The sequence below is a fragment of the Leifsonia sp. SIMBA_070 genome (genome assembly GCF_046534635.1).
Classification (GTDB): domain Bacteria; phylum Actinomycetota; class Actinomycetes; order Actinomycetales; family Microbacteriaceae; genus Leifsonia.
This window is the reverse complement of the sequence record NZ_JAWRYK010000001.1, coordinates 1,821,431-1,839,197: the sequence shown is the minus strand read 5'-3', so window position 1 is coordinate 1,839,197 and position 17,767 is coordinate 1,821,431. Positions and strand designations below refer to the sequence as shown.

General features: G+C 71.1%; 13 protein-coding genes. 4 read left to right on the top strand and 9 right to left on the bottom strand.

Annotated features, from left to right (window positions below; all coding sequences use genetic code 11):
- Positions 1-31: 31 nt before the first annotated feature.
- From SB754_RS08595 to SB754_RS08570, 6 genes are all read right to left on the bottom strand, one after another.
- Entirely contained in the window at positions 32-790 is a 759-nt protein-coding gene (locus SB754_RS08595; RefSeq protein ID WP_410781909.1) for an ABC transporter ATP-binding protein, read from the bottom strand.
- Positions 777-1,688, bottom strand: a complete 912-nt coding sequence (locus SB754_RS08590; protein ID WP_410781908.1) for an ABC transporter ATP-binding protein — start codon at positions 1,686-1,688, stop codon at positions 777-779. The genes SB754_RS08595 and SB754_RS08590 overlap by 14 nt, the downstream gene beginning before the upstream one ends.
- Positions 1,685-4,378: an FtsX-like permease family protein gene (locus tag SB754_RS08585; RefSeq protein WP_410781907.1), complete on the bottom strand. Its 2,694-nt coding sequence runs from the start codon at positions 4,376-4,378 to the stop codon at positions 1,685-1,687. Before SB754_RS08585 ends, SB754_RS08590 begins: the two co-directional genes overlap by 4 nt.
- Positions 4,375-7,428 (bottom strand): FtsX-like permease family protein, encoded by a 3,054-nt coding sequence (locus tag SB754_RS08580; protein WP_410781906.1) that lies wholly within the window; start codon positions 7,426-7,428, stop codon positions 4,375-4,377. Before SB754_RS08580 ends, SB754_RS08585 begins: the two co-directional genes overlap by 4 nt.
- A gap of 147 nt (positions 7,429-7,575) precedes the next feature.
- Positions 7,576-7,731: a hypothetical protein gene (locus tag SB754_RS08575; protein ID WP_410781905.1), complete on the bottom strand. Its 156-nt coding sequence runs from the start codon at positions 7,729-7,731 to the stop codon at positions 7,576-7,578.
- A 204-nt stretch (positions 7,732-7,935) separates the two neighbouring features.
- Positions 7,936-8,355 (bottom strand): hypothetical protein, encoded by a 420-nt coding sequence (locus SB754_RS08570; protein WP_410781904.1) that lies wholly within the window; start codon positions 8,353-8,355, stop codon positions 7,936-7,938.
- 295 nt (positions 8,356-8,650) lie between these two features.
- Between SB754_RS08570 and SB754_RS08565 the strand changes: the two genes are divergently transcribed.
- Positions 8,651-9,025, top strand: coding sequence for a YciI family protein (locus tag SB754_RS08565; protein ID WP_410781903.1), 375 nt, complete (start codon positions 8,651-8,653; stop codon positions 9,023-9,025).
- Positions 9,010-10,206, top strand: a complete 1,197-nt coding sequence (locus tag SB754_RS08560; protein WP_410781902.1) for an RNA polymerase sigma factor — start codon at positions 9,010-9,012, stop codon at positions 10,204-10,206. The genes SB754_RS08565 and SB754_RS08560 overlap by 16 nt, the downstream gene beginning before the upstream one ends.
- A gap of 81 nt (positions 10,207-10,287) precedes the next feature.
- Here SB754_RS08560 and SB754_RS08555 read toward each other — a convergent pair whose 3' ends face one another.
- Positions 10,288-12,516 (bottom strand): GH25 family lysozyme, encoded by a 2,229-nt coding sequence (locus SB754_RS08555; protein WP_410781901.1) that lies wholly within the window; start codon positions 12,514-12,516, stop codon positions 10,288-10,290.
- A gap of 231 nt (positions 12,517-12,747) precedes the next feature.
- On the opposite strand from SB754_RS08555, the gene thrS reads away from it, so the two are divergent.
- Positions 12,748-14,730 carry a threonine--tRNA ligase gene (gene thrS, locus SB754_RS08550; RefSeq protein WP_410781900.1) on the top strand — a complete coding sequence of 661 codons (1,983 nt, stop codon included), beginning with the start codon at positions 12,748-12,750 and terminating at the stop codon, positions 14,728-14,730.
- On the top strand, positions 14,718-15,329 hold the full coding sequence (locus SB754_RS08545; protein ID WP_410781899.1) for an HIT family protein: 612 nt from the start codon (positions 14,718-14,720) through the stop codon (positions 15,327-15,329). The genes thrS and SB754_RS08545 overlap by 13 nt, the downstream gene beginning before the upstream one ends.
- 198 nt (positions 15,330-15,527) lie before the next feature.
- On the opposite strand, the gene pdxY is transcribed toward SB754_RS08545, so the two are convergent.
- Positions 15,528-16,379, bottom strand: coding sequence for a pyridoxal kinase PdxY (pdxY, locus tag SB754_RS08540; protein ID WP_410781898.1), 852 nt, complete (start codon positions 16,377-16,379; stop codon positions 15,528-15,530).
- A gap of 52 nt (positions 16,380-16,431) precedes the next feature.
- Positions 16,432-17,742 (bottom strand): aminotransferase class I/II-fold pyridoxal phosphate-dependent enzyme, encoded by a 1,311-nt coding sequence (locus SB754_RS08535; RefSeq protein WP_410781897.1) that lies wholly within the window; start codon positions 17,740-17,742, stop codon positions 16,432-16,434.
- Positions 17,743-17,767 lie beyond the last annotated feature (25 nt).

Sequence of the window (17,767 nt, the reverse complement as noted above, 5' to 3'; positions counted from 1 at the left end):
AGCCGCACGCCAGCACACCGCGAGCGCGTTCTCAACCGGCGGGAGCTGCCGCGTGGCGTCCGCGGCGCCGGGCGTCGCTCGCCAGACGCCCGTCGTGCAGCTCGAGCACGCGGTCCGCCCGCGCCATCAACAGCGGGTCGTGCGTGGTGACGACCGCGGCGATGCCTCGGCCGTGGACCAGGTCGACCAGGAGATCCATGATCGCGCGGCCGGTCACGCTGTCGAGCTGGCCGGTGGGTTCGTCGGCGAAGAGGATGCGTGGATCGCCCGCGAGTGCCCGCGCGATGCCGACGCGCTGCTGCTGGCCACCGGAGAGCTCGGTCGGCCGCTGCCGGGCGTGGCCGGACAGTCCGACGCTGTCCAGAACCTCCGCGACGCGCTGGTCCCGGGTGGCCGGGTCCACCCCCAGCAGCCGGAGCGGCAGCTCCACGTTCTCGGCCGCGGAGAGCACGGAGACGAGCCCGAACGACTGGAAGACGAAGCCGGTGGTCCTGCGTCGCAGCTTGACCAGCTGCGCCTCCGACGCTGTCGAGAGGTCGATGCCGTCGAGCTCGATGCGCCCGCTCGTCGCCCGGTCGAGGCCGCTGAGCACGTTCAGGAGGGTGGTCTTGCCCGACCCGGAGCGGCCCTTCACGACGACCAGCTCGCCAGGGTGCACCGTCAGGCTCGCATCGGCGAGAGCGGTCACCGTGCCGGCATCGGTCTCGAACGTGCGGGCCACGTCCTCGGCCACCAGCAGCGGGGTGCCCGCTTCGGTCGCCGTGCCCTGCTCCGTCTCAGCGATCGTCACGGTCGGTCTCCCTCTCGTCGTCCGCGTGCGGCCACACGCCGACGTGGTCCTGCTCCAGGGCCAAGCGCACCCGGTCGCGCATGCCGAGCGTCGTCAGGTACTCCGGGGGGAGTTGCAGCCGACCGACCCGGTCCAGAACGGCGAACTCCTCGGCCACCGTGTGCTCGTGACCCTCCTCGGTGACGCCGGTGCGGCGCAGCACCTCGGTCGCGGTCCGGCCGTCGCGGATCTGGACGGTGCGCGCGACGTGCTCGGAGACGGTCGGGTCGTGGGTGACGATGAGAGTGGTCACGCCGAGCTCCCGGTTGACGCCGCGCATCGCCTCCAGCACCTCGGCGCTGGTGGCCTCGTCCAGCTCGCCGGTCGGTTCGTCCGCCAGGAGCACGTGCGGCTCGTTCGCGAGCGCCACCGCGATGGCGACCCGCTGCTGCTCGCCTCCCGACATCTCGGTCGGTCGGCGGTCGGCGCAGTGGGCCACCTCGAGCAGGTCGAGCAGTTCGGTCGCACGCCGCTCGCGACCGGAGGTCCGGGCCACCGACATGGCCAAGGCGAGATTCTCGCGGGCCGTCAGGTAGCCGAGCAGGTTGCGGGAGGTCTGCTGCCAGACGAAACCGACGGTGTGGCGGCGGTAGTCCACCCGTTCGCGGTTGCGCAGTGCGAGAAGGTCCCGTCCGGCGACGCTGACCGAGCCGGCTGTCGGCTTGTCGAGCCCCGAGAGGATGCCGAGCAGAGTCGACTTGCCGGAGCCGGAGGCGCCGACGATGGCGACGAGCCCCCCGCTCTCGACCCGCAGGGTGAGCCCTTGCAGTGCCTGGACCTCCACACCGTCGGCTGTGAAGATGCGGACGAGGTCGGTGCAGTCGATGGCGGCCTCGGCGCGTGCGGTCACGGTGGTCATTCTTCTCCGTTCCTGAGCACGGCGGCCGCCGAGCGGCGACGTGCGGTGGCGAGGGCCAGCAGAGTGGCCAGGGCGGCGACGACGACGAAGCCGGCAAGTGCGGCCGAGGCGAGCACCGGGTCCTGGACGACCGGGGGCTGCACCGGGCTCCCGGTGAAGCCGCGCAGGTCGAGCGGCTGCAGCACGATCGCCGGGAGTGCGAGCCCGACGACGGCGCCCGCGACGATGCCGACCGCCAGGACGGGACCCAACTCCCAGGCGAGAACACCGGCCGTCTGACGCGAGCTGTACCCGATGGTGCGCAAGGTCGCCACCAGGCGCACCCGCGCGGAGGTGTTGAGCACGAGGGTCAGCAGCAGCGCCGCGATGCAGAGCACAACGGTCAGGGCGATCGAGAGGAGGGCGACCTGCTCGGTCCCGGAGACGAGCGGCGACCTGTGCAGGGCATCACGCTCGGCGGTCGCGTCGCCGATCACTGCGTTCGGTCCTCCGATCCGGGCCAGGGCCGAGTGCACGCGCGACGCGTCCGCCCCCGGCGTCAGCTTCACGAGCACGGTCTGCGGCCGGCCGGTGATGCCGCTGGAGGCGGGGACGATCGTCGAATCGAGGTAGACCCATTGGGCGTCGCGCACGTAGACGCCGGGGACGAAGTCGAGCTCCCTCACCCCCAGATGGACGTTGGTCCCGGTGGTGACGACGAGGGCGCTGGTGATCGGGATCCGGCTCGTCCAGCCGCCGAGCACGGCCGCGGTCCTCCCGGGAATCCCGCCCTTCAGCGCCGTGGACAGTCGTGCCTCGACGGGCAGGTCGGATTGCACCGCATCCAGGTCCCGCGGGTCGACGAGGTAGCCGGAGACGTCCGAGGACGTTCCACCGGCCGTCAACGTGACCCCACCGGCCCAGTCGACGGTCGCGGTGCGATCGACGCCCGGCGTCGTGCGGACAGCCTCCAGCTGCTCCTGGCTGAGAGCTGAGGCGGCAGTCAGCGAGAGGTCCGCGCCGACCCTGACCCGTGCCCCCTCGGTCACCCCGGCGGTCGCGGTGGCCAGCATGCTGACCGAGAAGAGGGCGATGCTGACTCCGGCGACAAGGGTGAACACGGGCCACATCAGGCCGGCCCGCGCGCCCTGCGCGCCGGAAGCGCCCAGGAAGGCGACAGGTCCCCGGCCGCGCCGCAGGCCGCCGGCGATCCACCCGATCGGGTATGGGGTCAGCCGCACCACCACCACACAGGCGGCGAGGGCGACGAGCACGGGTGTGGCCGCCGTCAGCGGGTCCACGTCCATCCCGGAGGCCGTCGGCGCCAGCCCGCGCCGGGCGAGCAGCACCACGCTGAGGACGGCCAGGCCGACGACGGCTGTCTCGGCGACCCACGCCCAGCGCCAGCGCTTCGCCTCCGCGACGGAGGGTGCCAGTGGCCCGGCCGCGAGCACCAGCGCGGCCGCGGGCAGGACGGCGCAGAGGAGGGCGAGCCAGACGGGCGACGCCAGCGGGACCGCTTGCGGCGTGAGCAGCACGGCGACCAGCAGCCCGAGAGCTGCGGCCGGCGCGGCGACCAGCAGCCCCTGCGCGGCCACCTCGGTGCGGAGCCGCAGCGGGGAGGCTCCGCGGGCTGTCATGAGTGCGAGACCGCCCCTCCGACGCTCCACCACCAGCCGAGCGCCCTGCGCGAGCACGGTCAGGGCGACGACCAGCGGACCGCTGACGAGGATCGCGAACAGGGTCTGGGCCGGTTGCGCCCGGGCGACGAAGTCGTCGAGCGGCCGCTGGATCGCCGTGGCGACCGCCAGGGAGACGGTGGCGCCGTCGACGCCGGCGGAATGCGGCGAGGCCAGGAGGCTGCCGAGCGACCCGCGGACCGACGCCAGCGTCTCCGCCGTGAACCGCTCCGGACGCACCGGGAACCAGATCGACGCGATCGTCATGTCCAGCCGCGGGGCGACCGCCGGCCACGCCTCCGGCGCCACCCACGCGACTCCGCCGTACTGCTTGCCCGAGTCGCCGCCATCGACGAAGTGCCCCCGGGCGCGCGCGGGGTCGAGGTCCCAGAAGTCGGTCGACGCATCCCTCGGCCGGATGGTGCCAGACAGGCGGAGCATGATCGTCCCCTGTGCAGACGGCGCGCTCTCCCGCACCTCCCCGATCCGCCAGCCGAGCAACCGGGCGGCGGTCGCGGTCAGGACGACGGGGACCGGGCCGTCCGGGGTGACGGTCGTCGTCGGCCACTCGCCGTCCACCAGCCGGGCGCTTCCCCGCAGGTGGGGGTACGCCTCCAGAGTGACGGAGTAGATGCTGTTGCTCGCCGCGCCTGCCGGGCCGGAGATCGCGACATCGGTGCTCCGCGCGGCCACATCGCCCGAGGCGGTGACGGCGCGAAGGGAGGGCGTCATCCCGGCCCGCACCGTCGTCGCGATCGCGGGCAGCCGCTCCCACAGACGCACAGGGTCGACGGCCGGCCCGCCGGTGAACGCGCCGGTACGGACGGTGGTGGTGATGTCCCTGCCGCCCGCGCCCGCCTGCTGCAGCTCGTGCCGGAGCTCGCCGCCCACGATCTCGCTGCTGACCCGCGGCCACGCAGCGAGGGCCGTCGCGCTGAGGAAGGCGACCACAGCGAGCACCGCCAATCCGCCGCCGAACGCACGCAGCGAGCGGAGGAACAGCCGGAGGCCGGAGACTGGTCGGGCGCTCACCGGGTCTCCTCCCGGTAACCGGTGTCATGCGCCTGGCGGCGCACTGCTCGTCCGTACGCCCAGACGGCGGCAGAGAGGGCGGCCACCAGCGCGAGCAGGCCGGCGGCCATCCCGAGCGGATCGACCTGGCCGTGCACCGACAGGGTCGACGGTGCGGTCACCACCGAGAGCCGGGCGAGCGTGTTGCCGACCAGCAACACGACGACGACACCTCCGGCCAGCCCGAAGACCGCTGCGGCGGTCGCCACGCCGATGACCTCCAGCCGTCGCGTCCACGCCTGTTGCTTCGCCGAGAGCCCCACGGCGCGGAGCACGACGACCTCGCCTCGGCGGCGGCGCAGAGCGGACGATACGGCGGCCGCGACCGCAGCGACAGCGAGTAGGCCGCATCCTGCGGTGCCCAGCCAGGTGCTCAGGACGGCGCCGCTCAGGAAGCGAGCGACGAAGTCGCCGTCCGCGGTGGTGACGACGGCGTCCCGGCCCGCAATCGCGGCGAGAGCCCGGGCGGCGCCGTCGCTCTGGCCTGTGCCGCCCGAGCCGGTTCCATCCACCCCTGTCGCCCACACCGAGGTCGCGCGGGCCACAGACGGAGTGGTACGCAGCAGGTGCGCGGTCACCGATCCGTAGTCGGCGAGCACGGCGCGCTCTGAGGTCGTGCCGGGCAGCGCAGCGACGATCCGGGTGACGGTGGCCGTCAGAGCGCCGATCGGGCTGTTCACCTGGATCTCCTGACCGACGCGGAGCGAATCGTCGGCGGCGAGCGCGCCGGTGACGGCCACCCGGAGCGCCGGGTCGGCCTCCGGAACGAAGCGCACCGTCGCCGTCCCGTCCGCGGAGGCGGCGGTCGCCGACGCCGCGCCCGACGGCCGGAAGTCCGCATCCGCGCTGAAGGCCTCCGGCGCGGTCGTCCACGGGCCGGCCGGGGCCGACGCGACCGGGAGGCCTGTCACCCGGACGGTGAGGTTGACGGCGGCCGCTGCGTCGGTCGTGACGTCCACGGCGACGAGACGTCGCCCCACCCGGCTCGGGAGGTCGAGCACGGTATCGCCGGAGGGCGAGGCGTAGGTGGTCACCGGCACCGCCTCACCAGCGTCGGTGGCCATCCACGCGGTGAGGGCGGTGGGCGTCGCAGTGCCCGCGTCCACCGCGGTCGTGACCCGCAGCGCGACGGAGCGCGTGTCGGCGGGGAGGTTCGCCCCAGGAAGATCCGACCGCTCCGACAGCGTCGCGGCGAGCCCTTTCGTGTCGATCAGGTATGCACCGACCGGGAGTAGTCCGGGCAGCCGGGCGGTGTCGACGACCACGACCGCGGCATCCGTGTCTCCCACAGTGCCGTCGTCGACGATGGCGGGGGATACCTTCGCACCATGCGCCGCGAGGTCGGCGCCGACGGACAGGTCTCCCGCGTCGTGCGGGCTGCCTGCCACCCCGAGGTCCGCGCGCGCGGCGGCGCCGGTGGTCAGCAGCGTGGAGTCGCGCAGGAAGCCCGAGAAGGTTCCTGCGTACCCCGCGGCGAAGGTCAGTACGCCGACGGTGAGCACGATGAGGGCGACCGGTCCCGAGAACAGCGCGAGTCCCCGCCCGACCTGGCGGGCGGGAAGCACACTCGCTGCTCCGCGCCCCCGCCCTGCCAGGCGTTCGACGGCGCCGGCCGCCGGCCCGAACAGCGACAGCCCGAGCAGGGCGATGGCGCAGAGCACGGCGGCAGGGGCCACGACACCGGCGGGATCGATCCCGCCCGTGCCCTCGGCCGAACCGGCGGACGAGCTGAAGACCACGAAACGCCACAGCGCGACCGCCGCAGCGATGAGCGCGAGTGCGGCCAGGCCCCCGGAGATGACCGTGCGGCCGCGACCGGCCTCGACGGCGCCTGGGGCGTCGGTCAGCGAACGAGCCGACAGTACGGCGGTCGCCGTGGCCGTCGCTACGGCACAGAGGAGGGTGGCGAGCGGGGGGAGTGCAACGTCGACGACGCCGGCCATTCCGGCCGCCGGGCCGCCCGTCAGCGTGAGCAGGGCCGCCTGCGCGCCGGCCGCGCCCAGCGCCACCCCGACCAGCGCGACCACTCCGGATTCGACGGCGGCTGCGCCCGCGAGCACGGGAAGCGTCGCGCCACGGGAGCGGAGCAGGCGGGTCTCTGCGCGGCGTGCGTCTGCCAGCAGACGCCCGAGCAGCGCCAGGGCTACCACCGCGCACACCGCCAGCACACTCAGCGGGATCGGGATGACGGCACGCAGCGCCACGACGGACCGCTGCATCGCCGTCGTCGTGGCCAGAGCTCCGCCCGCCGAGGAGAACGGGCTCGCGGCTGCGGTGGAGTCGTCGCTCAGCGTATCGACCAGGGTGGAGAACGCAGCGTGCAGGCGCGGGAGCTGCGCGGCGGTGACCCGGCCGGCGTCCGGCGTGAGCACCCACTGGACCGAGGTGCCGTCGCCCGCTTCACGCGCCACGTCGTCCGCGACGATAGCCCGGCCGTCGGTTCCGCCTGTCCCTGCACTGAGGCCCAGCCAATCGGGCGAGGCCGGATCGGACGGACGCCAGATCGCGGTCACCAGGACGTCGACGGGTTCGTCCGGTCCGGCGAATCTGACGCGGTCGCCGACCGTCAGATGGTGGGTCTTGGCGAAGTCCTCGTCGATGGCCGCCTCGGCGGTCGTCGCGGGGTCCGGAGCGGAGGCCGGCCAGCGGCCGGAGGTCAGGCGTACGCGCTCCCGCAGCTGATCGGTCGCCACCAGGAGCATCGCGGACCCTCCGCCTGCGACGTTCGCACCCGGCACGAATGCGCTCTCGGAGGTGCGCAGCGGCACGCCGCGGAACTCGTGCCGGAGGATCGAACGGACGGCTGACGCCTGCCCCTCCGGGTCGGACCCCTGCGACGTCTGCACAGCGAGCGACGTCACGGTGGCCGGTTCGTGCGCCAGCGTCGCCCGAACCGCAGAGTCCGGCGACCGCAGCGCGAGGCCCGTCATCACCGATGCCAGGAACGCGACGATGACGACGACGAGTCCCGTCGAGACGAGCGTTCCGCGCTGGGCCCGGCTCCGAACCACCCAGAACGGGCGAACTGGACCGGGCTGCCCGTCCGCCGGACCACGCCTCACCGGTCTCGTTCCGCCCGACGCATTGGACCACCCCCCCGCCGACACGCTATCAGCGAGAGGACAGGCGTCCCTATCTGCGGGGGCGCACGCCACACCTCAGTTGAAGATCGACCATTCCGCTCGGTCGAGGATGATCGACTTGCCCTGTGCGACGACCTGCCAGGTGGTCGCGTCGCGACCCGCGTACTCGACCACGATGGTCGTGTACTTCCAGTCGCCCGCGATGCGGTTCCACCGAACGAGTGAGATCATCTGCCCGTTTCGCAGATACGGGACAGGCGCCGGCTCGTCGGCGCGTGGTTCGTGCTCTACAGCTGCATGGACGGCCACGTCGTTCCCCCTCCTCAATGACTCGGCACCCGTACCGGTCGTCAGTGCGCTGGAAGTGCCGAGTGCGCCTAGTGTGCGCCTAGATGTCAAGCTTGGCTAGACCTCAGCAGACTGATCAAATAACGATCAGGCTCGCACTTCCCGTCCATGCACCGTGACCGCGTAGATCACCAGGACATCGAGCCCGATCATGATCAGTGACCACCAGGGCTGGGCGGGCAGCGACATCACGTGGCTCACCGCGTTGATCGCGACGACGATGGTCACGAGGATGCGAGCCCAGGTGCGGCCGGTCAGCAGGAAGAAGGCGAGTACGACCATGGCCAGGCCGATGATCAGCGACCACCAGCCCCACCCGGCGACGCTGAACGAAGCGACTCTGCCTTGGGGCCCGACGAAGTACGCCGTGTCCGGCCCGATGATCGCCATGAGGCCGTAGAAGATGTCGATCGCTGCGCCGATCAGGAGCACGATCCCTGCGAAGTACACCCAGCCGGCCCAGCCGGTGCGCTGGGTGGCACTGTGCGCTTGCTGCGTTCCAGTCATCGTTACCCGACCCCCTCGGCGCGCCATCCGGGATGCGCGCCACATGTCACTGTCGCTGAATGATGCGGCCGATCGTTGGCGGTTGGCTAGATGCTGATTCTCGGGTCCGCGATCCGCCTGTCGATCGGGCGGTCCCCCGATCGTCACACTTCTGAAGGCATCACCTGACGGAAGGAACATCGATGTCGAGAATCATCGCCAACACCATGAATAACAATGGAGTCGCGCACGCTCCGGGCCGGGATATCGTGATCATCGCGACCGACCGACCGCTCGCTGAGGGAGGAGACGACTGATGCGATACTCGCTCCTGCTCAACTACTCCGAGGCCGGTGGTGCAGAACTGTCCGCCGAGGCCCTCGCGGAGGCGCAGGCCGCCTTCGACGACTACGCGAAGTCGCTGGACTCGGCCGGTGTGCTCGTCGCCGCCGACGTGCTGCAGTCCGTCACCGCGACCACGACCGTCGCCCTGCGAAACGGCGCGCTGCAGGTTCAGGACGGTCCCTTCGCCGACACCAAGGAACAGCTGGGCGGAATCTTCCTCATCGACGTACCCGATCTGGATGCCGCGCTCGCCTGGGCCGAGAAATGCCCGGCGGCGCAGTGGGGCACCGTCGAGATCCGGCCGACCGCGGTGTACTTCAGCGGCGGACAGTGGAACCGCACCTAGCGGCCGCCGCGCGGGCGAAGGAGGCGGCGAGGTCGTCCTACGGGCGACTCATCGCCGTGCTCGCCGCCCGCACCGGCGACATCACCGCCGCCGAGGATGCGCTTGCCGACGCCTTCGAACGCGCGCTGCGGACGTGGCCGACGTCCGGCATCCCGGACAATCCCGAGGGCTGGCTGGTCACCGTCGCGAAGAACCGCTGGCTGGATGCCCTCAAGCGTCCTGCAACCCCGGTCACCCTGGTCGTACCGGCCGAGGCCGAACTCGACGTGATAGACCCCGACCGCATCCCCGACAAGCGCCTGGAGCTCATGTTCGTCTGCGCGCACCCGGCGATCGACCCCGCCATCCGGACGCCTCTCATGCTCCAGGTCGTCCTCGGGTTCGAGGCCGCCGATATCGCGACGGCCTTCGCGATTCCCGCGACCACGATGGCCCAACGGCTCGTCCGGGCGAAACGACGCATCAAGGATGCCCGCATCCCGTTCGTCGTCCCGTCCCGCGACGACATGCCGGCCCGCCTGCCTCCTGTGCTGGAGGCGGTCTACGGCGCGTACGCGATCGACTGGCAGACCGTCTCAGGCACGACCGTGCGTGACTCGCTCGCTGGGGAGGCCCTGTATCTGGCCGACGTCTTGGCCACCCTCCTCCCGGACCCGGAAGTGCTCGGTCTTGCCGCGCTGCTGTCCCTCTCGATCGCCCGCATCCCGGCGCGCACTCCGGCGGGTGCATTCGTGCCGCTCGAGTCGCAGGACTCGCGACTGTGGGATGCCGCCCTCATCGCCCACGGCGAGGGACTGCTCCGCCGCGCCCATGCGCTCGGAAACGTGGGGCGTTTCCAGTTGGAGGCGGCCATCCAGTCGGTGCACTGCGCGAGGGCCTCGACGGGAACCACCGACTGGAAGGCGCTGCGAGCGCTGCACCTGCGGCTCATGGAGGTCGCCCCGTCGCTGGGAGGTCGGGTGTCGCTCGCGGTGGTGGTGGCTCGACTCGATGGCCCCGCCGCCGGGCTCGCGCTTCTCGACGCGCTCGACGAGCCGGTCTTCCAGCCCTACTGGGCGGCTCGCGCACACCTGCTCGCCTCAGCAGGGCGGACAGATGCGGCAGCGGACGCTTTCGCGAAGGCCGTGAGCCTCACGACCGATCCCGCGGTGCGCGACTACCTCAGCGCGCGGCTGCCCTGACCAATCCGACATAGACCGCCGGCAGATGCGGCACCCCGCCGGAGCAGGGTGCCGCATCGCGTCAGTGGCGAAGCGCCGCGGTCAGTAGCAGACCTGCAGGCTGTCGACGTCGGACGTCAGGACCGCCGTACCGCCGGTGATATTCATCGCGGTCGTGCCCATGCGCGCCATCTGGTCACCGATCAGCCGGGGCACGCAGCCCGGGCGGACCAGCAGCAGCGGGCGGGAGGCGGAGCCGGCCGCCGCGGCGGCGACCAGCGCATCCTGCCAGGCGACACCCGAGGCCACGTACACCGTCGAGGCGCCGTTCGCCGAGTAGCCGGACGCGGCCAGCAGGGAGCTGGTGCCGAAGCGGTCAGAACCTCCGATGCGGGTAACCGTCGAGCCTGCGCTCTGCGGCTGGGAGACCCAGACGTCGCCGACGACATCCGAGCCGCCGATCAGGGTCAGCGTCCGGACCGACTTCGCGGTGAGGTACGCCTGCGTCGGCGCATCGATGGTTCCGCCGTTCACGAGCAGCAGCGGGCTGTTCTTCTTGGCTGCGACGGGCGCCGCCGACAGCGCGTCCGCGTAGCTGTTGGCCGCGGCGACGAAGGCGGAGGTGGCGTTCGGGAACGCGTACGCGGCCACCAGACGGGACGTGTCGTACCGGTCGACGCCGCCGATGCGGGTGACCGGGGCGAGGGCCTTCAGCTGGTTGACCGCAGCGTCTGCGACGGCGGCCGTTCCGCCGACCACGACGATCTTCCCCGGCTTGAGCCGCTGGATCTCCGCGAGGACGGTGTCGGGAACCGCGCCCGGCATGGTCAGCAGGACGGGACCGTGCTGAGCGCCGGCGGCCGGAGCTGCGGACAGGGCATCCGGGAAGTCCAGGCCGGAGGCGATGTAGACCACCGGGACTCCGGCGGTCGGGAAGGCCTTCTGCGAGACCTGGACGCCCGTCGCGAACCGGTCGGACCCTGCCATGCGGGTGGGGGTCGGAATCGAGGAAGTCACCGCCGAGACGAACGCTGTCTTGCAGCCGAGGTCGCCGTTGCCGGCCCGGTCGCCGGGGAGGGCGACGGCGGTGATGCAGGCGCCGTACTGGCCGTACCCGCTCCAGGGCGCCTGGGCAGTGAAGCCGTGGGCGTTGCCGGCGGAGGGGTAGGCGTTGCCGACGTCAGGACGGCTGGCGTTGGCCGCGACCGTTGTGGTCGTGATCCCGGCTGGAGTGTTCCAGGTGATCTGGACCTGCGTGGACGCGGCGAGGTTGGTGAGGTCGATCGTCCAGCCGGTCACCGAGAAGGGGGCCCCGGAGGAGACGGTCGCCGTGTCGTAGGACCCGATCGGCGGGTGGCTCTGCGCGCCGTACGCGAACGCCTGCAGCTGCGCGTAGCTGCCGTTGAAGATGTCCTGGTCTCCGGCGAAGACGCCCGAGCTGGCGTACTGCCACATCGTCCAGTTGAGCCAGCTCGCGGGCAGGGCGCCCGGGGTGGTGGTGCCGTAGCGGGCGACGAAGAGCGGGTAGGCGCCGAACGTGTTGTTGGAGCCGGTGCACTGGTTCCACCAGTTCGCGGTGGAGTAGATCGCCGGCTCGATGCCGGTGAGCGCCTTCATCGTGTGGACGAAGTCGGCGATCCACACCGACATCGCGGTCGTGGAGAGCCCCCAGCAGGTGCCGCTGCCGTCGGTCGCGTACTCGATGTCGAGCAGCGGGGGAAGGGTCCGGCCGTCCGGAGCCCAGTTGCCGCCGTGCGCGTAGAAGTAGCGGGCCTGCGTCGCACCGTCGGTCGTGTTGGGCGTGGCGAAGTGGTAGGCGCCGCGGATCATTCCGACGCTCGTCGCGCCGGCCCACTGCGACGCGAAGTGCGAGCTCTGGTAGTCGGTGCTCTCCGTCGTCTTGATGTACACGAAGCGTGCGCCGTTGGCCCACATCGCGTTCCAGTCGACGGTCGGCTGCCATCCGCTGATGTCCATGCCGGCAACGCCGCTCACACCGAGCGCCGCCTTCGGCGTCACCATGCGGGCGCTGGCTGCGGGTCCTTCAGCGGCCGCGATGGTCGAACCCATGGCGTGGTCGCCCGCAGCGTTCTGCTCCGCGAGAGGCGGGTCGGCCGCGGGGGCGGCCGATGGGAACGCCGGAGCGCTGGCCGTCGGGGCCGGCGTCGGTGCCGACGTGGCGGGTGTGTCCGTCGAGTCGGAGGTCGCCGCAGGGGAGGACGTGCTCGTCGCGGACGGCGTCGGGCCCGGTTCCGGCGTCGCCGCCTGGGCCGGCGCGGCGCCGATGAGGGACAGGAGCAGGGCTCCGGTCGCGAGGATACCGATTCTCATGGGGTGGACATCCGCTCTTATCTTCGGAGGTGTGGTGTCCAGTCGGTCGGGTCCGTCCGGATGCGGTTCGGGCAGGGCAGTCCGATCAGTCTACGACGGTGGTCCATTCGAGCGCATGCACCCGTATGGGCCACACGCCGTGTCGCTTGCGGACAGGGCGCGATTGCGGCCAACCGCACCCGGCTAGAGTTGGAGGGTTCTCATTTCGACCCTCGATCAAGGAGTGGACAGGTGGCCGACGGCTTCGAGCTCTTCACCGACCGTTCCGTTGTCGCAATGCGCGTCAACGGTGAGCTGAAGGACCTCGCGACGACCGTCACGACCACCGACAGCGTCGAGCCGGTCACGATCGAGTCGCCGGACGGGCTCAGCATCCTCCGCCACTCCACTGCGCACGTTCTCGCGCAAGCGGTTCAGGCGATCAACCCGGAGGCGAAGCTCGGCATCGGGCCGCCCATCACCGACGGGTTCTACTACGACTTCGACGTGGCCGAGGCGTTCACTCCGGAGGATTTGAAGGCTCTCGAGAAGGAGATGTCGCGCATCGTGCGGGCGGGCCAGCGGTTCGTCCGCCGCGTCGTCACCGACGAAGAGGCGCGTGCCGAGCTCGCCGGCGAGCCCTACAAGCTGGAGCTCATCGGCCTGAAGGGCGGCGCCCAGCACGGCGACACGAACGCCTTCGACGAGAGCGAGAGCGTCGAGGTGGGCTCCGGGGAGCTGACCATCTACGACAACGTCGAACCCAAGTCCGGCGAGACGGTCTGGAAGGACCTCTGCCGCGGCCCGCACCTCCCGAACACCCGCATGATCGGCAACGGCTGGGCGCTGACCCGCGTCGCGGCCGCCTACTGGCGCGGCAACGAGAAGAACAAGCAGCTGCAGCGCGTCTACGGCACCGCCTGGGCGAGCAAGGACGAGCTGCGTGCCTACCAGACCCGCATGGAGGAGGCCGCCAAGCGCGACCACCGCAAGCTCGGAGCCGAGCTCGACCTCTTCAGCTTCCCGGAGGAGATCGGCTCGGGCCTCGCGGTGTTCCACCCCCGTGGTGGAATCATCCGCAAGGAGATCGAGGACTACATGCGCGATCGGCTGATCGCGAACGGCTACGAGATGGTGAACACGCCGCACATCACCAAGGCGCACCTTTTCGAGACCAGTCAGCACCTGAACTGGTACAAGGACGGCATGTTCCCGCCCATGCACCTGGACGAGGAGCGCGACGCGGAGGGCAACATCACACGGCAGGGCCAGGACTACTACCTGAAGCCCATGAACTGCCCGATGCACAACCTGATCTTCCGTGCCAGAGGCCGTAGCTACCGGGAGCTCCCGCTCCGCCTGTCCGAATTCGGGACGGTGTACCGCTACGAGAAGTCGGGGACGCTGTCCGGGCTGACCCGCGTGCGCGGCCTCACCCAGGACGACGCCCACATCTACGTCGCAGAGGACCAGATCAAGGACGAGGTCGCCCGCCAGCTGGAGTTCGTGCTCGAAACGCTCCGCGGCTACGGTCTGACCGACTTCTACCTGGAGCTCTCGACGAAGGACCCGGACAAGTACGTCGGCAGCGACGAGAGCTGGGAGACCGCGACCGAGACCCTCCGCGAGGTGGCGATCGAGTCGGGCCTCGAGCTCGTGGACGACCCGGGCGGGGCGGCCTTCTACGGCCCGAAGATCTCGGTCCAGGCGCGCGACGCGATCGGCCGCACCTGGCAGCTCTCCACCGTCCAGCTCGACTTCAACCAGCCCGAACTGTTCGAGCTGGAGTACAACGCGGCCGACGGCACGCGCAAGCAGCCGGCGATGATCCACCGCGCGCTGCTCGGGTCGATCGAGCGGTTCTTCGCGATCCTGCTCGAGCACTACGCGGGAGCGTTCCCGGTGTGGCTGTCGCCGGTGCAGGTCGTCGGCATCCCCGTCGCCGACCAGTACGCGCCGTTCCTCGACGACGTGATCTCGCGGCTCAAAGCCCGCGGCGTTCGCGCAGAGGTCGACCACTCCGACGACCGCATGCAGAAGAAGATCCGCACGCACACCAAGGCCAAAGTGCCGTTCCAGCTGATCGTCGGCGAGGAGGACGCCTCGGCCGGCACGGTCAGCTTCCGCTTCCGCGACGGCACGCAGCGCAACGGCGTCACGGTCGACGAGGCGATCGAGCGGATCGTGGGGAGCATCGAGAGCCACGAACTGGTCGACACGGCATGGCTCGACTGAACCTCGGTTCGTATGACGGTGCCCTCGGGGACGGGTCGGATTCCGGACCCGTCCCCGAGGAGGACGTCCGTGTGGACAACCCGTCGTACCTGGTCGGCGTCCCGGACGAGTTCCAGCGCCTGTGGACCCCTCACCGGATGGTGTACATCCAGCATGGTCAGCAGCCCGGCAAGGACGACTGCCCGTTCTGCGTCGCCCCGACCCTGAGCGACGAGGATGCGCTGATCGTGGCGCGCGGAGAGCACGCGTACGCCCTCCTGAATCTCTTCCCGTACAACAGCGGCCACCTGCTGGTGTGCCCGTACCGCCACATCGCCACCTACGACGAGGCGACGCCGGAGGAGGTCGCCGAGATCGGCAGCCTCACCCAGACGGCGATGCGCGTCATCCGCGACGTCTCCAGGAACGACGGCTTCAACATCGGGATGAACCAGGGCGCGATCGCCGGGGCGGGAATCGCCGCGCACCTCCACCAGCACATCGTGCCCCGGTGGGCTCAGGATGCGAACTTCCTGCCGATCATTGCCAAGACGAAGGCGCTGCCCCAGCTGCTCGGCGACGTCCGCGCCTCCATCGCCGCCGCCTGGCCGCGCCCCTGACGCTCCCGCGCCTCACCCGATTCGTGACGAATGTGCGCTTTCGCCGAGCCAGAGCCCCGATTCGTGACGAATGTGCGCTTTCGCCGAGCCAGAGCACCGATTCGTGACGAATGTGCGGGGGCCGATTCGTGACGAATGTGGGCTTCAGCCGCGCCGGAGTACCGATTCGTCACGAATCGTGAACGGGAGGCCGCGTCGTCAGCGGACGCGCATTACGGCGAACTGCTCGCGCGGGTTCGCGTAGGAGTCCTGCGACTCGACGAGCTGCAGCTCACGTGAGCCCGACTCGAGGGTGCGCGTCAGCAGGTCGAACACGCTGGACACGGTCTTACGCAGCGCCAGCTCCGCGTCGCCGGTGCGGACGTAGTGCGCCGTGAACAGCGCCGCCGTCACGTCGCCCGAGCCGTTGGCCTTCATCGGGAGGCGCGGCGTCTGAACGATCCACGCGCCGGCGTCGTCGACGGCCAGCATCTCGATCGTGTCCTCCGGAGCGTCGGGGCGCTCCACGCTGGTGACCAGCACGGTGCGCGGGCCCATCGCGCGCGCCGCATCCACCGACTCCAGCGTCGACTCGAGGGTGTCCGGCGAGGTCTCGGTGAGGAATCCCAGCTCGAACTGGTTGGGCGTGATGATGTCGGCGACGGGCACCACTCGCTCGCGCAGCAGTACCGGGATGGCCGGCGCGACGAAGCAGCCGGACTTGGCGTTGCCCATGACCGGGTCGCACGCGTACACGGCGTCGGGGTTGGCCGCCTTCACCCGGGCGACCGCGTCCACGATGACGTCGCCGATGCCCTCGCTGCCCTGGTAGCCGGAGAGCACCGCGTCGATCTCACCGAGCACGCCCCTCTCCTCGATGCCTGTGATGACGTCGCGGACGTCGTCCGGCGAGATCAGGGGACCGCGCCACGCGCCGTAGCCGGTGTGGTTGGAGAAGTTCACCGTGTAGACGGGCAGGACCTCGACGCCGATGCGCTGCAGGGGGAAGACGGCGGCCGAGTTTCCGACGTGACCGTAGGCGACCGCGGACTGGATCGAGAGGATCTTCATCCTTCGATCCTCTCACCTCGCCGGGCCACGACAAGCCGTCGGCCGGCCCCGGTCAGCGGGAAGCGTCGGCCAGGTCGTCGATCAGGCGCGCCACCTCGTCCTCGGTCAGGTCGTGGACGGTGAGCCGCAGATGGTGCGACGGCTCCGGACGTTCGCCGAGCAGGAACTCGTCGCCCGTCCGCGCCAACCAGCCGCGGCGCATCAGCCGGTCGGCCACGACCTTCGCCGGGAGGGGCAGCGGCACCCACAGGTTGAGGCCGTCGCGCGCCTCGGTCGGGAGGCCGCGCTCGCTGAGGCGCGCGGCGAACGCGGCATTCCGCTCGGCGTAGTGGCGTCCGGCGGCGGAGACCTCCGCGACGACGCTCTCGTCGTCCAGCTGCGCGAGCACGAGGCGCTGGAGGATGTGGCTGACCCAGGTGGTCCCGGGGCTCAGCCGGAAGGAGAGCCGTTCGGCCGTCTCCGGATCCGTCGCGGCGACGGCGAGGCACATGTCCGGTCCGAGCGATTTCGAGACCGAGCGCACCAGGGCGAATCGCCGGTGCTCCGGGCCGATCAGCGTCTCGTACCGCCGCTGGGAAAGCATCGAGAAGTGGTCGTCCTCGATGATCAGGACGTAGGGGTGCTCGGCGAGCACCTCGCGCAGCTCCGCGGCCCGGGCGGGGGAGAGGGTCGCGCCTGTCGGGTTCTGCGCCCGGGGCGTGCAGATGATCGCCCGTACGCCGGCCTCGAGCGCCCCGCGTAGCCCCTCCACCGTCATGCCCTCCGCATCGACCGGCACCGGAACGGCCCGATAGCCGCCGAGCCGGACGGTGTGGATGCTCGCCAGGAAGCACGGGTCCTCCAGGGCGACGGCGTCGTCGCGGAGCAGCGCCTGCGCGAGAAGCCGTTCCACGGCATCCACCGCGCCGTTGGTGACCGTGATGCGGAGCGGGCGGTCCGGAAGGTCGGCGCGCACCCACGTCAGCGCGCGCTCCTCGAGCGCCGGATCGATGACCGGCTCGCCGTAGAGGACCGGCCGGCCGACCGCACCGGCGATGGCGCGGGAGAGGTCGGGGATACGGCGAGGGTCCGGGTTTCCCGTCCCGATGTCGCGCAGGACGCTGTCGGGCGCGTAGCCCTCCTGGGCGACCGCGGTGACGCCGGCGACGACGGTGCCGGCCCGGCCGCGGGCGGTGACGACCCCCGCCTGGGCCAGGAGGCGGTATGCGGCGACCGCGGTGTTGCGGTTGACGCCGAGCTGCGCCGCGAGCTCCCGAACGGGTGGGAGGGCGTCACCGGTCCGCAGCGCGCCGCGCTCGTGCAGCGCGCGTACGCTCGCGGCGATCTCGGACGCGGTGGTGCCCGTGATGGTCTGCTGGTCCATGTCCCCTCCGGTTTGCGAGTCTACC

What these genes read in the sequence shown, in the direction of transcription:
- SB754_RS08590 (WP_410781908.1), bottom strand. Translation starts at nt 1,688, where the DNA reads ATGACCACCGTGACCGCACGCGCCGAGGCCGCCATCGACTGCACCGAC.
- SB754_RS08575 (WP_410781905.1), bottom strand. Translation starts at nt 7,731, where the DNA reads ATGATCTCACTCGTTCGGTGGAACCGCATCGCGGGCGACTGGAAGTAC.
- SB754_RS08570 (WP_410781904.1), bottom strand. Translation starts at nt 8,355, where the DNA reads ATGACTGGAACGCAGCAAGCGCACAGTGCCACCCAGCGCACCGGCTGG.
- SB754_RS08565 (WP_410781903.1), top strand. Translation starts at nt 8,651, where the DNA reads ATGCGATACTCGCTCCTGCTCAACTACTCCGAGGCCGGTGGTGCAGAA.
- SB754_RS08555 (WP_410781901.1), bottom strand. Translation starts at nt 12,516, where the DNA reads ATGAGAATCGGTATCCTCGCGACCGGAGCCCTGCTCCTGTCCCTCATC.
- SB754_RS08545 (WP_410781899.1), top strand. Translation starts at nt 14,718, where the DNA reads ATGGCTCGACTGAACCTCGGTTCGTATGACGGTGCCCTCGGGGACGGG.
- pdxY (WP_410781898.1), bottom strand. Translation starts at nt 16,379, where the DNA reads ATGAAGATCCTCTCGATCCAGTCCGCGGTCGCCTACGGTCACGTCGGA.
- SB754_RS08535 (WP_410781897.1), bottom strand. Translation starts at nt 17,742, where the DNA reads ATGGACCAGCAGACCATCACGGGCACCACCGCGTCCGAGATCGCCGCG.